This is a genomic window from Cellulosimicrobium sp. PMB13, assembly GCF_051294865.1.
GTDB lineage: Bacteria > Actinomycetota > Actinomycetes > Actinomycetales > Cellulomonadaceae > Cellulosimicrobium.
Window position 1 is genome coordinate 1,030,200 of record NZ_CP145910.1, and the last position, 14,362, is coordinate 1,044,561.

Annotated in this window: 9 protein-coding genes; 7 read left to right on the forward strand and 2 right to left on the reverse strand. The window is 72.0% G+C overall.

The genetic code is table 11. From position 1 onward, the window contains the following. Positions 1-31 precede the first annotated feature (31 nt). Positions 32-1,216 carry a serine hydrolase domain-containing protein gene (locus V5D56_RS04925; protein ID WP_435737942.1) on the forward strand — a complete coding sequence of 395 codons (1,185 nt, stop codon included), beginning with the start codon at positions 32-34 and terminating at the stop codon, positions 1,214-1,216. Between the two features lie 18 nt (positions 1,217-1,234). On the opposite strand, the gene V5D56_RS04930 is transcribed toward V5D56_RS04925, so the two are convergent. Next, on the reverse strand, positions 1,235-1,666 hold the full coding sequence (locus tag V5D56_RS04930; RefSeq protein ID WP_435737943.1) for a DUF1905 domain-containing protein: 432 nt from the start codon (positions 1,664-1,666) through the stop codon (positions 1,235-1,237). 106 nt (positions 1,667-1,772) lie between these two features. On the opposite strand from V5D56_RS04930, the gene V5D56_RS04935 reads away from it, so the two are divergent. Beyond that, positions 1,773-2,507 carry a DedA family protein gene (locus tag V5D56_RS04935; RefSeq protein WP_435737944.1) on the forward strand — a complete coding sequence of 245 codons (735 nt, stop codon included), beginning with the start codon at positions 1,773-1,775 and terminating at the stop codon, positions 2,505-2,507. A 39-nt stretch (positions 2,508-2,546) separates the two neighbouring features. Here V5D56_RS04935 and V5D56_RS04940 read toward each other — a convergent pair whose 3' ends face one another. Then, positions 2,547-5,693, reverse strand: coding sequence for a hypothetical protein (locus V5D56_RS04940; protein WP_435737945.1), 3,147 nt, complete (start codon positions 5,691-5,693; stop codon positions 2,547-2,549). 351 nt (positions 5,694-6,044) lie between these two features. On the opposite strand from V5D56_RS04940, the gene V5D56_RS04945 reads away from it, so the two are divergent. The 5 genes from V5D56_RS04945 to V5D56_RS04965 all read left to right on the forward strand — a co-directional run bounded on the left by V5D56_RS04945 (position 6,045) and on the right by V5D56_RS04965 (position 14,346). After that, entirely contained in the window at positions 6,045-6,974 is a 930-nt protein-coding gene (locus V5D56_RS04945; protein ID WP_435737946.1) for a carbohydrate ABC transporter permease, read from the forward strand. Next, positions 6,971-7,909, forward strand: a complete 939-nt coding sequence (locus V5D56_RS04950; protein WP_435737947.1) for a carbohydrate ABC transporter permease — start codon at positions 6,971-6,973, stop codon at positions 7,907-7,909. Before V5D56_RS04945 ends, V5D56_RS04950 begins: the two co-directional genes overlap by 4 nt. Before the next feature lie 76 nt (positions 7,910-7,985). Further along, entirely contained in the window at positions 7,986-9,299 is a 1,314-nt protein-coding gene (locus V5D56_RS04955) for an extracellular solute-binding protein (RefSeq protein WP_435737948.1), read from the forward strand. A gap of 120 nt (positions 9,300-9,419) precedes the next feature. Further along, positions 9,420-11,987 carry a hypothetical protein gene (locus V5D56_RS04960; protein ID WP_435737949.1) on the forward strand — a complete coding sequence of 856 codons (2,568 nt, stop codon included), beginning with the start codon at positions 9,420-9,422 and terminating at the stop codon, positions 11,985-11,987. A gap of 67 nt (positions 11,988-12,054) precedes the next feature. Next, positions 12,055-14,346, forward strand: a complete 2,292-nt coding sequence (locus V5D56_RS04965) for an FAD-dependent oxidoreductase (RefSeq protein WP_435737950.1) — start codon at positions 12,055-12,057, stop codon at positions 14,344-14,346. Positions 14,347-14,362: the final 16 nt, after the last annotated feature.

The window sequence follows — 14,362 nt, forward strand, 5'->3', positions numbered from 1 at the left end:
GCGCGCGGCCCGACGCGCCTACCGTCGGGCCATGACCTCGCTCGACGACGACGCCGCCCTCGCTGCCCTTGACACGCACCTGCGCGCCCGGGCCGCGTCCGACGCGTTCTCCGGCGTGGTGCGGATCGAGCGCCACGGGGAGGAGGTCTTCGAGCGCGCGTACGGGATCGCGTCGCGGCGCTGGGGCGTCCCGGTCCGTCCGACCACGCGGTTCGACGTCGCGTCGGTGACCAAGCTCTTCACGGCGGTCGCGGTGCTCCAGCTGGTCGGTGACGGCCGCCTCCGCCTCGACGACCGGATCCACGACCACGTCGACCTCGCGGGCACGAAGATCCCGCGCGAGGTGACCCTGCGGCACCTGCTCACGCACTCGTCCGGCATCGCGGACGACGCCGACGAGGAGGCCGGCGAGTCCTACGAGGACCTGTGGGTGGAGCGTCCCAGCTACTCGGTGACGCGCACGGCCGACTTCCTCCCGGGGTTCGTCCACAAGGAGCCGAACTTCGCGCCCGGCGAGGGCTGCCGCTACTGCAACGTCGGGTTCGTGCTCGCGGGCCTCGCCCTCGAGAACGTCACGGGGACCACGTACCGCGACCACGTCCGCGAGCACGTGTTCGCCCGCGCCGGCATGACGGCCTCGGGCTTCTTCCGCATGGACGAGGCCGTTCCTGACGTCGCGGAGGGCTGGGAACCCGTGCGCACCCGCGGCGACGACGGCACGAGCGGCCCCGTCACCGGGTGGCGGCAGAACATCTACTCGTACCCGCCCGTGGGCTCGCCCGACGGCGGCGCTCACGTCACCGCTCGCGACCTCACCCGGTTCCTCGCGGCGGTCCGCGGGGGCGAGCTCCTGCCGCCCGACCTCACGCGCGCGTTCCTCACGCCGCAGGTCAAGCACGACGACGGCGACACCGAGGAGACCGAGGGGAAGACCGGGCCGGACCTCCCGCCTGCGGACCGCACGGCCGAGGTGCACTACGGGTTCGGCCTCGAGTTCGAGCTCCTCGCCGACGGGAGCGTGCGTTCGGCGTACAAGGAGGGCATCAACACCGGGTCGAGCGCGATGCTGCGCCACTACCCCGACCCCGTCGCGCAGACGGCGTCGGCCGACCTCCCGCCGGCCGGAGCCCCGGGCGTGACGGTCGCCGTCGTCTCCAACGCCGAGTCCGACGCGTGGGAACCCGTCCGGTTCGTCGACGCGCTCGTCCGGGGCTGACCCGCTCGCGCCAGGAGATCACGCGAGCGACCCGACCGCCTTCTCGATGCGCCGCTGCCGCGTCTCGGGGGTCTTCGCCGCGTCGAGGGGCTCGACGAGCGCGCGCTGCCGCGAGTACGACAGGGCGTCGAACGCACCGCGCGCCCCCGCGGCGCTCAGGGCGCTCGCGAGGTCGTCCGGGACCGCGACGGTCCGCGGAGCGTCGTCGACCTCGACGTCGATCTCCACGTCGTCCCCTGCGGCGACGCCCGCCGCCTCACGGTTCGCCGCGCTGAGCGAGATGACGAACTGGCCGCGGTAGAACGTCAGCGAGCTGCGATAGGTGTGCCCGCCGATCGTGACCCGCACGGGGAACTTCCTGCCCCGCCCGAACGACAGGGCAACGTCCTCCGGGACCGGCAGTCCCGTCGTCGTGCCGCCGCTCGCCTCCACCGTCGTCGTGATGCGCATGCCCGATCCTCTCCGTCGTCAACCTTCCACCTGCCCACGAGACCTCCACACCCTCTCGCACTCATCGGTGCGGCGTCCTGCGGAGGCTCGCCTAGGCTGGGAGACCATGCGCCCCGGACTCCTCACCTCCCTGCCGAGCGCCGCGACCGCGGCCCAGGAGCCCGCTCTCGACGGCGTCGCCGGCTGGGCCGTGAACCTCATGGAGACGCTCGGGCCGGTCGGCGCGGCGATCGCCATCGCGCTCGAGAACCTCTTCCCGCCGCTGCCGAGCGAGATCATCCTGCCGCTCGCCGGGTTCACCGCGAGCCAGGGCAGCTTCGGGCTGGTCGAGGCCATCCTGTGGACGACGGCGGGGTCCGTCGTCGGGGCGCTCGCGCTCTACGCGGTCGGTGCGCTCGTCGGGCGGGAGCGCACCCGGTGGATCGCGGAGCGGCTGCCCCTGGTCAAGGTCGAGGACGTCGACCGCACCGAGCAGTTCTTCCTGCGGCACGGCGGCGCGACCGTGTTCTTCGGCCGCTTCATCCCGATCTTCCGCAGCCTCATCTCCATCCCGGCGGGCGTCGAGCGCATGCCCCTGTGGAAGTTCGTCGGTCTGTCGACCGCGGGCAGCGCGATCTGGAACACGCTGTTCGTGGTCGCGGGCTACACGCTCGGTGAGAACTGGCACGTCGTCGAGCAGTACGCGGGCGTCTTCCAGAAGATCGTCATCGCCGTCGTCGCGCTCGCCGTGGTGTGGTTCGTCGCGACGCGCCTGTGGCGCTGGGTGCACGACGACGAGCGCCCGGCCCACGCACGCCGGCGCGGTACCGCGTCGGGCAGCGAGGACGACGCCGCGAGCTGACCGGGGCGGGCCGCACGGCCCGCCCCGGCCTCGTGCGTCTCAGCAGGTGCGGGCCGGGACGGCGACCTCCCGCCGGACGGTGGGCCCGCCGTCGACCGGGGTCGCCGTGACCGTGGCCGTGCCGGCCTCGACCGCCGCGGCGCGGGTCGCGAACGACTGGTACGCGCTCGCGCCGGGCGCGACGTCCTCGACGACGCGGGACCCGTACGACGTCTTCAGCGTGACGTCGACGGGGACGGTGCCGTCGTTGGTCGCCCGGAGCGCGACGTACACCTTCCCGGCGAGGCAGCGGGCCTCCGCCTGGACCGAGACCGACGGCGTCGCCGCGTCCTCGACCCGGTAGTCCACGCCGCTCTCGACGTCGAACTCGACCGCGCCCGTGACCTCGTCGACGGTGAAGTCGACCTCTGCCGAGGTGTCCTCGCGGCGCACGCGCACGGCGGACCAGTCGGTCACGTCCGCGGTCACCGTGCCCGAGGCCTCGCCGTCGGTCCACGTGAACGACGACCCGGGCTCGGCCACGGGGAAGACCTGCGCGCCGACGGTGTCGTCGTCGCGGCCGGCGGCGGTGCCGGCGTCCGGCCCCGAGGCGTGGACGAGGATCCCCGCCCCACCGACGAAGGCCGGCACCTTGCCGTACGGCTGCTCGTAGTCCTCGAGCGTCGTCGGGCCCTCGAAGACCTCGCCGGACTCGATGTCCTGCCAGCGGCCCTCGGGCAGGTAGACGTCGCGCGACGTCGGCGCGGTGCTGCGGTCCTTGCCGTGGACGTCGCTGCCGTAGAGCGGGGCGACGAGCAGCGAGCGGCCGAGCATCCACTGGTACTGCTTGGCGTCGCGCGAGACGAGGTCGTACGTCGCAGGGTCGTCCGGGAACGCGACGGGCAGGGGCGTCGCCGTGTACGGGTAGCCCGACCCGAAGGAGTCGAGCGCCGCGGAGTAGATGTACGGCAGGTACTCCTCGTGCCACTGCGCCGCCTTCAGGGTCGCGGCGGCGAGCTCCTCGTCGCCCATGCGCCAGGGCTCGTTGCCGAACGACATCGACGGCGAGACGGCCGCCAGCATCGCGTTGCGGGTCAGGAACACCTGCTTGGCGCCGTTGGTCTCCAGGTCGGGGATGATCCGGCCGCCGACGATGTCGGGGTAGAAGTTCGGCTGGCCGCTCGCGGCGAACGCGAGTCCCGCGATGGCCGTGCGGTCCTGGTCCTTCGCGCCGTGGTTGTAGTCGGTGTCGTTGAAGCGCAGGATCGAGCCGGCGACCGAGAACGCCGAGTCCTTGACCATGACGAGCGAGCCGTCGGCGTCGAGCGCCTCGTTGATCGGGTTGACGAGCGAGCTGTCGACGAGGCCGGCCGCGGTCGCGTCGAACATGTGGTCCTCCTTGAAACCGTCCGCCCCCCACGTGCGGTTGAGGTCGACGAACCACGCGACCGCCTCGGGGTCGTCCGGGTCCACGAGGTAGATCTTGTCGGCGGGGAAGTTGGGCGTCGGGAAGGCGATCGCCTCGCCGTCCGCATCCTCGATGAAGTAGCCCTTCTCCTTGCCGATGCGGCTCCACGGGCCGTCCATCGCCTCTTCCCACTTCCCGCCGTCCTCGGGCAGCGCGCGGAAGGACTGACGCAGGCCGAGGATGAGCGCGAGGTCGTTGTCGGCGAAGAACGACTTGTAGGCGTCCGGGTCGGGGTACTTGTGGCCCCACATGCCGAAGCTCGACGTCGTGCCCTGGGCGAGGACGGTCCCCGCCCCGTCGACGCGGTACGGCCAGAAGCCCGAGCCCGTGACGGACCAGCGCAGCGGGTACCCCTTCGCGAGGTAGTCCGCGACCGACGCCGTGATCGTCGCCTGGTTGGTGTTGTAGCCGAGCGCGCCGTACGACTCGTAGCCCACGCCGAAGAACGTCTCGTCGGGCTCCGTGTCGACGTACCCGGCGGCGTTCCGGACGTCCTTGTACGTCGAGTAGATCGTCTCCATGTCGCCGAAGAAGTAGTGCAGCCCGTCCATCGTGGCGCCGTCGACGCCGAGGAGCGTCGCCTCGTCGTCGACCTGGACGGCCATGCGCCCGTCGTCGAGGACCACCTGGGCGAGGTCGCGGCCGGGGAAGACGGTGAAGCTCGAGACGAACCGGAGCTTCGCTCCGTCGGGCGCGCGCTGGGCGTAGTACTCGACGTCCTTCGTGCCGTAGACGTCCAGGCTGTCGCCCAGGCCGCCGAGCTCGCCGAGACCGTAGGCGGGGCGCAGGCCGCCGGCCGTGCGGGCCCTGATCTTCTCGGTGCCGTCGTCGGCGCGGACCCGCAGGTTCACGGCGTCGGCGGATGCCACGGCTTCGACGGTCGCGGTCGCGCCGGACCCGAACGCGACCTCGAAGACCGCGGCGTCGTCGGTGACGTCGACGAGCGTCGCCTGCTGGGCGTCGCAGAACCGGCCGTCGGCCGGGCTCAGCTGCAGGCCCGACGTGGGGTGCGCCGCGGCGACGGTCTCGCCGTCGTGGGCGAGCGCGTAGCGGAAGCCGTCGCGGTCCACGGACATGCTCCAGGTGTCGGTGCCGATGTCCACGACGGTCCCTTGCTGCGTGACGGTGAAGCCGTCGCGCTCGACCGGTGCCGCGTCGACGGGCTCCGTCGGAGCAGGGGCGACGGCGCTGCACACGTCCTGCTGGAGCCGCACGGCGTCGGCCCGGGTGATGACGTTGAGCGTCGGCGCGCTGGGGGCCGCGCCGGCCGTCGCGGTCACGGTGACGGAGACCGTCTGGCCGGCGTCGAGGTGCACGTCGCCGATCGTGCGCCACGTGCTCCCGGGGGAGCGCTGGTCCACCACGACGGGCTCGACCTGGCCCGGGTCCCACGTGTACTGCGCCTTCGCGTTGTCCTGGGACGCCGCGTGGTAGACGTCGAGGTCGTACTCGCCCGCGACGGGAGCGGTGAGCGTCCACGTCGCGCTCGCGCCGGGCTCACGCGAGAAGCGGGTGGTGCCGCCCTCGTACCCGGGATCGCGTGCCGTCTGCCACGTCCCGGTCTCGGAGTAGGCACCCTCGGTCTGCGTCGTCACGACGACGGACGCCGCCACCGGCGGCTCTGCCGCGACAGCGGTGGCCAGGGTGCCGCCGACGGCTGGGGTGCAGAGGGCGAGGGCGAGGGCCGTCGCCGTCCATCGTCGGGGGTGGGGACGCGCGGGGGCGTCGTTGGTGTCCATTCGAACCTCGTTGTCTCGACGGATGCGCAGCGTTGCGCCGACGGTCATGATCCAACTCGTCACAAGTTCGATCACAACACCACACTATTGAACGCTATGCATCGTCCAGTGTGAAGGCCTCTGGGTCAAGCACCCCGGTGCGGCATGTACGGCGCGACGGGTGCGTAACCTGCGGAACGGGAGCAGTTAGCGGCCCCATGGGCGCCGCTGCGGGGAGCGGGCCGCCGGGGCGAGGTCGGACGGGTTGACGAAGGGCGACCCTGTCCGGCACCCTACGTGTCACAGAGAATTTCAGACTTCCACACGTTCGAACATCCCTCGCTGGTGAGGGACTCTCACAGGGATGTGAGCATGACGACTTCACAGATCGACGCACCGCAGGAGTCCCCTGCACCACCGCGCGCGCCGCGACGCCTCGGCGACGGGGCGTTCGCCGTCCTCCTCGTGCTGCCGGGGCTCGCGCTGCTCGCCGCCGTGGTGCTCTACCCGCTGGTCGCGGCGCTCGTCGCCGCGTTCTTCGAGCAGAGCCTGGTGCTGCCGGGCCGCACGTTCGTCGGCCTCGCCAACATCCAGGAGGTGCTGGCGGGCGACTTCTGGCGGCTGCTGTGGCAGACGATGGTCTTCACGCTCGGGACCACGATCGTGCCGTTCGTCATCGGGTTCGGCCTCGCGCTCGCGCTGAACACCCGCATCCGCGGCGCCAAGGCGCTGCGCGGGCTCATGCTCATCCCCTGGCTCGTGCCGGGCGTGGTCGTGTCGTTCCTGTGGATGTGGATCTTCAACGCCAACTACGGCGTGATGAACGCGCTCCTCCAGTCGCTCGGCCTCATCGACGAGCCGCAGGCCTGGCTCGCCCAGCCCGGCACCGCCATGGCCGCGGTGATCGTGGCGAAGACCTGGCAGAGCTTCCCCTGGATGATGGTCATGCTCCTGGCAGGGCTGCAGACCGTGCCGCGCGAGCTGCACGAGGCCGCCGAGATGGACGGCGCCGGCACGGTCCGGCGCTTCTTCTCCATCACGGTGCCCCACCTCAAGGGGATCATCGGTCTCGTCCTGCTGCTCGAGTTCATCTGGAACTTCCAGCACTTCGACATCATCTACGTCCTCACGGGCGGCGGGCCGGCCGGCTCGACCCAGACCTTCGCGACCGCCGTCTACGAGACAGCGTTCAAGGGCTTCGACCTCGGCATGGCCGGGGCGCTCGGACTCCTGTGGATGGTCATCCTCATGGCGCTCGTCGTCGTCTACGTCCGCTTCTCGGAGAAGGGAGAGGAGCGATGAGCGCCGCGACGCAGCTCCCGCCCACGGCCATGCCCGACGCCGTCCCGCCCGCCGCGCCGCCGGCCCCCTCCGGTCGGTCCGGCCGCCGTCGGGCGAGCGCGCTCCGTTCCGAGCGCCCGGCCGTGCGCATCAGCGCGTGGCTCACCGTCGTCGTGTTCGGCGGCTTCGCGCTGCTCCCCGTGTACTGGCTGCTCGCGACGTCGCTCACGCCGCGCACCCAGGTCTTCACCTACCCGCCGCGGATCTTCCCGGCCGAGATCTCCTTCGAGGCGTACACGTCCCTCGCGTCGAACGAGGCGCTCTTCGGCTACCTGCGCAACAGCGTCATCGTCTCGGTGATCACCGCGGTGCTCAGCGTGATCGTCTCCGCGTACATGGGCTACTCGTTCTCCAAGTTCCGCTACCGCGGGCGCCGCTCGCTCATGTATCTCGTCCTCGCGTCGCAGATGTTCCCGCAGGCGCTCCTGCTCGTCACGCTCTACACGGTCTTCAGCGCCTACGGGCTCCTCAACACCTACGCGGCTCTGATCCTGTCGTTCACGACGTTCACGCTGCCGCTGTGCGTCTGGATGCTCAAGGGGTTCTTCGACACGATCCCGGACGAGCTCGTCGAGGCCGCCCGGGTCGACGGCGCGTCCCGGCTGCGGATCATCCACTCCATCGTGCTCCCGCTCGCCGCACCAGGGCTCGTGGCCGCAGGACTCTTCGCCTTCGTGCGCGGCTGGAACGACTTCATCTTCGCCCTGACGCTCGCCGGTCCGGACAAGCAGACGCTCCCCCCGGGGCTCGTCAACACGTTCGTCGGCGAAGCGGCGACCGCGTGGCCCGAGCTCATGGCGGCGTCCCTCGTCGTCTCCCTCCCCGTCGCGATCGCCTTCATCGCCCTGCAGCGCTTCCTCGTCGGCGGGCTCACCGCCGGCGCGGTCAAGGGCTGAGCACCACCTGATCGCCACCGGCACCACCCGCACGTCCCCGAACCGTCCAGAAGAACCCTCGATGTGGAGGTCCCCGATGTCCGTCCCCACCACCACCATGCTGAGCCGCCGGAGCCTGCTCCAGATCCTCGGCGTCGGCGCAGGCGTCGCCGCCCTCGCTGCGTGCGCTCCGTCCGGCGGAGCCGCCACGAGCCCGACGTCGGCCGGTGCTGCGACGACCGGCGCCGCGGCGGAGAACTTCTCCTTCGCGTCGTGGTCGCTCAGCGAGGAGAACCCGAAGCCCGTCATCCAGGGGCTCATCGACCAGTTCGCTGCGCAGGACGGCATCACGGTCTCCCCGGTCACCTACCCGTACAACGAGTACCTCAACCAGCTCACCCTGCAGATCCGCGGCGGCCAGTTCGCCGGCGCGGCGCAGGTCGACGTCGCGTGGCTCGGCTCCCTCGCCGCGCTCGGCAAGCTCCAGGACCTGTCCGGGCTCGCCGAGGGCCGCGGCTACACGGACTCCGCGCTCCGGGCCGCCCAGTACGACGGCACCCAGTACGGACTGCCCTGGACCGTCGGTGCGATCGGCCTCATCGGCAACTCCGACCTGCTCGGCCAGGTGGGCATCTCGGAGCTGCCGTCGTCGGTCGAGGACTTCGAGGCCGCGCTGGTCGAGCTCCAGGGCATCGGCGGCGGGGTCATCCCCTACGCCGCCTCGACGAAGGTCGCGCAGCTCAAGGACGTCCTCATCTGGATGGAGACGTTCGGCAGCCCGCTCCTCGAGGACGGCAAGGTGACCATCGGCGACGACGCGAGCATCGAGGCCGTGACCTGGTACAAGAAGCTCTACGACCAGAAGCTCATCGCCGCCGACGTCGACCGGTTCGATGCGCGCTCCCTCTTCTCCCAGGGCAAGGCCGCGCTGTACGACGACGCGATCGTCGGTCGGGGCGCCGTCGTCGCCGACTCGCCCGACCCCGACCTCGGGTCGAAGCTCGTGCCCTTCTCGCGCCCCGTCGTGAACGCCGGGGACGACCCGCGCGCCCTCGTGTGGGGCCATGCCGTCGTCGTCGCCGAGGGTGACGGCGCCGGGACCGCCGCCGAGTTCGCGCAGTGGCTGACGTCGGACGAGAAGGTGACCGTCGACTACTTCTCCGCGCTGGGGCTGCCGCCCACGACCGAGGCGGGCCTCGCGTCGGCACCGGTCCAGGACGACGAGTTCACGCGCGTGTTCGGCGAGCGCATCACGGCGACCGCGACGCCCAACCCGTTCTGGGTCTACCCGCAGTACGCGCAGGTCGAGACGGCGATCGCCGAGCAGGTCCAGGCCGCGCTCGTCGGGCAGAAGGACCCCGCGACCGCGATGAAGGACGCCGGCGAGGCCGCGCAGAAGCTCATCGGCTGACCGAACCCCGGGCGAGGCCGGTCCACCTCCGTGGCCGGTCTCCGCCCGGCACCACCTGCCTCCCGCCCGCACCCTCGCCCCCGACGCCCGACCCATCCGACCCCGCCTGAAGGAGCCATCGTGAGGACCGTGCAACGACGCACCGCCGCTCTCGTCGCCACCGCCCTGCTCGTCGTGCTCGGCACGACGTCGACCGGCGGTGCCGCGACGGCCGCGGACGACGTGCTGTACGACGAGGACTTCGCCGACGGGCTGACCGGCTGGACGGCGGTCGGTGGCGCGCCCGTCACCGCGTGGGTCGCGGGATCGGACACGGACAACCACTGGGCCGAGGTCGACAACCGTGCCGCCGCGGCCGGCAGCTACGTGACGCCCGGGTCCGCGGTGTCGCTGCCGGACGGGTTCGAGGCCTCCGTGCAGGTGCGGGTGGACGCGCTCGGGGCGGGCGGCAACGTCTCGTTCGTCGCGAACGTCCCCGAGACCGCGACGCGCATCCAGGACGGCGGGACCGCCCTGCAGATCTCCGGCACGGACGCGATCCGTACGGCGCAACCGGTGACGAACACCCTGTGCTCCGGCCGGGGGCCGGTCGAGCTCGGCGCGCAGCACACGGTGACGGCGCAGCGCTGGGGCGGTCTGATCCGCTTCCTCGTCGACGGCCAGCAGGTCGCCGTCCACTCCGCGAAGGGTTCGGGCGGCACGATCGCGCTGGGCGCGTACCGTGCGGACGCCACCGTCACCTCGGTCCGGGTCGCGGCGCTCGACGCCGAGCCCGACGGCTTCCCGACGTCCGCCGTCGGCTGCGCCTGGACAGCGCCCACGGACCCCCAGCCCGTCCTGGTCAACCAGTCGGGCTACGACCTCGACCTGCCCAAGCGCTTCACGGCACCCCTCGCCGAGGACGGCGCGACGTTCCGCGTCCTCGACGCCGCAGGGACGACGGTCCGCTCCGGGACGGTCACGGGGAAGGTGGGGGACTTCTCCGACCTGCGACCGGGGTCGACCGGCCCGTTCCGCGTCGAGGTCGACGGGGAGGCCGGCGTGGGCACGTCGTTCGAGTTCGGCATCGGGCCGGACTGGACGGCACGGGTCGCGACCGAGAAGTCGCTGCGCTTCCTCGCGGGGTCGCTGTGCTGGTGGGGCGACTTCGCGAAGGTCGGCACGGGCGCGCTCGCGTCCGAGGCGACCGGACCGGTCGACTGCCGCAAGGCCGTCGCGTGGCGCGACGCGTCGCAGTACGGGTTCGAGCTGACGACGCTGGCGGACCTGCTCGAGGCAGACCCCGAGCGCGTGCTCGCGGTCCCCGGCGACCCGGCGTTGTTCACGAACGCACCGCACGACCTGCCCGACGACGCGCCGCTCGTCGCGCAGCTCCTCTACTGGGGTGCCGAGGTGTACGTCCGCGAGGAGGTGACGGAGCCGCAGCTCAAGGGCCAGCTCGCGTCGTTCCTCGCCGCGTACCCGGCCGTCGCGAGGTGGGTCCCGCGCGACACGTACGACCGCGTCCGCGACTACACGTTCGCGCACTGGTCCGAGACGCCGCGGGACCGGTTCGTGTGGCAGGCGTACACCCCGGACTACGACGGGAACCTGCTCGGCGTCTACACGCAGGTCGGGACCGGGAAGGGTGAGCTGGTGCCAGGCCACTCGATCCTGCCGAACCTGCGCCTGCACGACGTGGCCGTCCGCGAGGGCCGCGACGACGCCGGCGTCTACCTCGATGCGGCCGTCGCGCAGGCCGCATGGATCGCCGAGAACCTCGACCCCGCGGACGTGCGGGTCACCAAGGGCCAGCGCCAGTCCGAGTGGGTCCTCGTGACCTCGCTCGTCCGGCTCGCGCAGGACCACCCCGAAGCGACCCCTGATGCCGTGGCCGACTTCGTGTCCCGGTGGACCGACGTCGTCGTGGACCGCAGCGACAACCTCTGGGACTTCCGCAAGTACGACGACTCCGGCACGGCGACGGACCGCTGGACCATCCCGCCGTTCACGGGCGGCGGCCAGGGCGAGGACCCGAACGAGGCAGGCAACGTCGGGGGCTTCGCGGCGCCCGCTCTCGCTGCGGCGAGCCTGCTCGGCGACGACGACCCGCGCGCGGGCCGCCTGCGGGAGATCGCCGCGGCGCACGTCGACAACGTCTTCGGCCGCAACCCGACCGGACGCGCCGCGCAGTACCGCGTGACCGACCCCGACCTCGCGTTCGAGGGCCTCGACAAGGGCTGGTTCTCCGAGTACCAGGGCGGATACGGCATCCTGCAGGGTCTGCCCGGCGTTCTCGACGGGTCCCCCAAGAACGGGCACTACCCCTACGAGCCGACGCTCGGGAACATCGGGCACACCGAGGGCTGGGTCAACGTCAACACGGCGTTCGCCGAGTCGGTCGCGTGGCTCGCCCGCACGTCCGCGACCCCGGCGTCGCCGGTCGTCGTCGAGGTCGACGCGCGCTGCCTCGCGGGGCGGGCCTACGTCGCGGTCCGTGCGAGCGTCCCGGCCGACACCGGCGCAGGCGCCCCGGTCGACGTCACCCTCGCGACCGACCACGGCTCGCGCTCCGGCACCGTCGCGCCCGGCGCGAACCTCTACCAGGCGTTCTCGACGCGCTCCGCCCAGGTCGCCGCGGGCACGGTCCGCGTCACGGCGGCGGGGGTGACGACGACCCACGAGCACGACGCCGCGAGCTGCGGCTGAGGACCAGGACCAGCACCGCACGACCGGCCACCGGCCGGCACGCACCGAACGAAGGACTGAAGGACACATGCGAACGCAGACCGTCGAAGCCGACATCGTCGTGGTCGGAGGGGGACTCGCCGGGGTGAGCGCCGCCGTCGCGGCGGCGCGCATGGGACGGCAGGTGGTCCTCGTGAACAACCGCCCGGTCCTGGGGGGCAACTCGTCGTCCGAGGTGCGCGTCTGGGTGTGCGGCGCGACGGCGCACGGGAACCAGCGCTGGGCCCGCGAGACCGGGATCGTCGGCGAGATGTACGTCGAGAACCAGTACCGCAACCCGGAGGGGAACCCGGTCTACTGGGACGACGTCGTGCTGGACACCGTGCGCCGCGAGGAGAACCTGCGGCTGTTCCTCAACACGGACGTGCGCGAGGTCGTCGCCTCCGGGCCGGACGACGCGCGCCGCATCGAGTCCGTGACCGGCTGGACCATGGGCTCGGAGATCCTCACGACCTTCACCGCGCCGGTCTTCCTGGACTGCACGGGGGACGGGCTCGTCGGACACCTCGCGGGCGCTCGCTACCGCCTCGGCAAGGAGGGGCGTGACGAGTTCGGGGAGGACTGGGCGCCCGAGGAGCCGGTCCGCGAGTTCCTCGGGTCGACGCTGCTGTTCTACACGCGCGACCTGGGGTTCCCCGTGAAGTACGTGGCGCCTGAGACGGCGAAGGACATCACGACCACCCCGATCCCCATGAACCGCGTGATCCGCAGCGGCGACAGCGGTGCGCACTACTGGTGGATCGAGTGGGGTGGCGAGCTCGACATCGTCGACGACAACGAGCGCATCCGCGACGAGCTGCGCTCCGTCATCCTCGGCATCTGGGACCACATCAAGAACTCGGGCGAGTTCGACGCCGACAACCTCACGCTCGAGTGGATCGGCAACGTGCCCGGCAAGCGCGAGTACCGCCGGTTCGTGGGCGACTACACGCTGCACCAGGGCGACATCGTCGGGCAGACCGTCTTCGAGGACGGCGTCGCGTTCGGAGGATGGTCCATCGACCTGCACCCCGCCCAGGGCATGTACGCCGAGGGGTCGGGTGCGGTCCAGCGCTTCTCCGACGGCGTCTTCGAGATCCCGTTCCGGTCTCTGTACTCCGTGAACGTCGAGAACATGCTCATGGCGGGCCGGGACATGTCGGCGACGCACATCGCGTTCGGAGCGAGCCGGGTCATGGCGACGTGCGGTGCGATGGGGCAGGCCGCGGGCACGGCCGCAGCGCTGTGCGTCGAGCACGGCACGACGCCGCGGGGCCTGTACACCGACCACCTCGCCGACCTGCGCCAGACGCTCCTGCGCTGGGACGCCCCGGTCGTCGGCGTGGCGAACGAGGACCCGCACGACCTCGCGCGCTCGGCCCGCGTCACGGCGTCGAGCACGACGACGACGGTCGCCGCGGACCCGCGTGCGCTCGGCACGCCCGACGGCGGTGCGGACGTGCGTCCCCACGACCTCGTGGACGACCTCGGGATCGTCGTGCCCGTCCACCCTGCCCTGGAGACGGTCGACCTGCTCGTCTCGGCACGTCGGGACACGACGCTCGGCGTCGAGGTGTGGTCGACGGGCAAGCCGCAGAACGTCGTGCCCGTCCGGCTCGAGACGAAGACCGACGTCGAGCTGACCGCGGGCGACGAGCCCGCCTGGGTGACCGCCCGCGTCCCGTTCGCGCCCGACGTGCCGCAGAACGCGGTCGTCGTGCTGCGCGCCAACCCCGACGTCACGGTCCGCACGACGTCGCCGCTGCCCCCCGGCGTCCTGACGCTCGTCCACCGCACCGACAACGACGACCAGAACGTCGAGGTCTCGCAGGACGAGCTGCTCGTCCAGTGGCCCACGAAGCCGTTGCGCGGCCGGTCGGTCGTCTTCCGTGCCGGTCCCGACACGCAGGCTCTCGCCCCGGAGCGGGCGACGTCGGGCTACAACCGCCCGTTCGGCGGGCCCCAGCTGTGGGCGTCGGCGCCGATGTCCCCGGGCCGCGACGAGTGGCTCCGCCTCGACTGGGACGGCCCGGTCGTCGCGCGCGAGGTGCGCGTCGTCTTCGACGACGACGTCGACCTGGAGCTCAACACGCTGCACCACCACCGCAGCCCGCACGAGATCCTGCCCGAGCTCGTCAAGGACTACCGGGTCGAGGTCCTCTCCGCCGACGCGGCCGACGACGCGTGGGTCGCCGTCGTCGACGAGACCGACAACCGGTGGCGCCACCGCGTCCACCCGCTGCCCGTCGACGTCGGGCCCCTGCGGGCGGTGCGCCTCGTCGTGTCCTCGACCAACGGGGCGCCGCAGGCGCGTGTCGTCGCGCTGCGGGTGCAGGCATGACGCGGTCGCGCGCCAT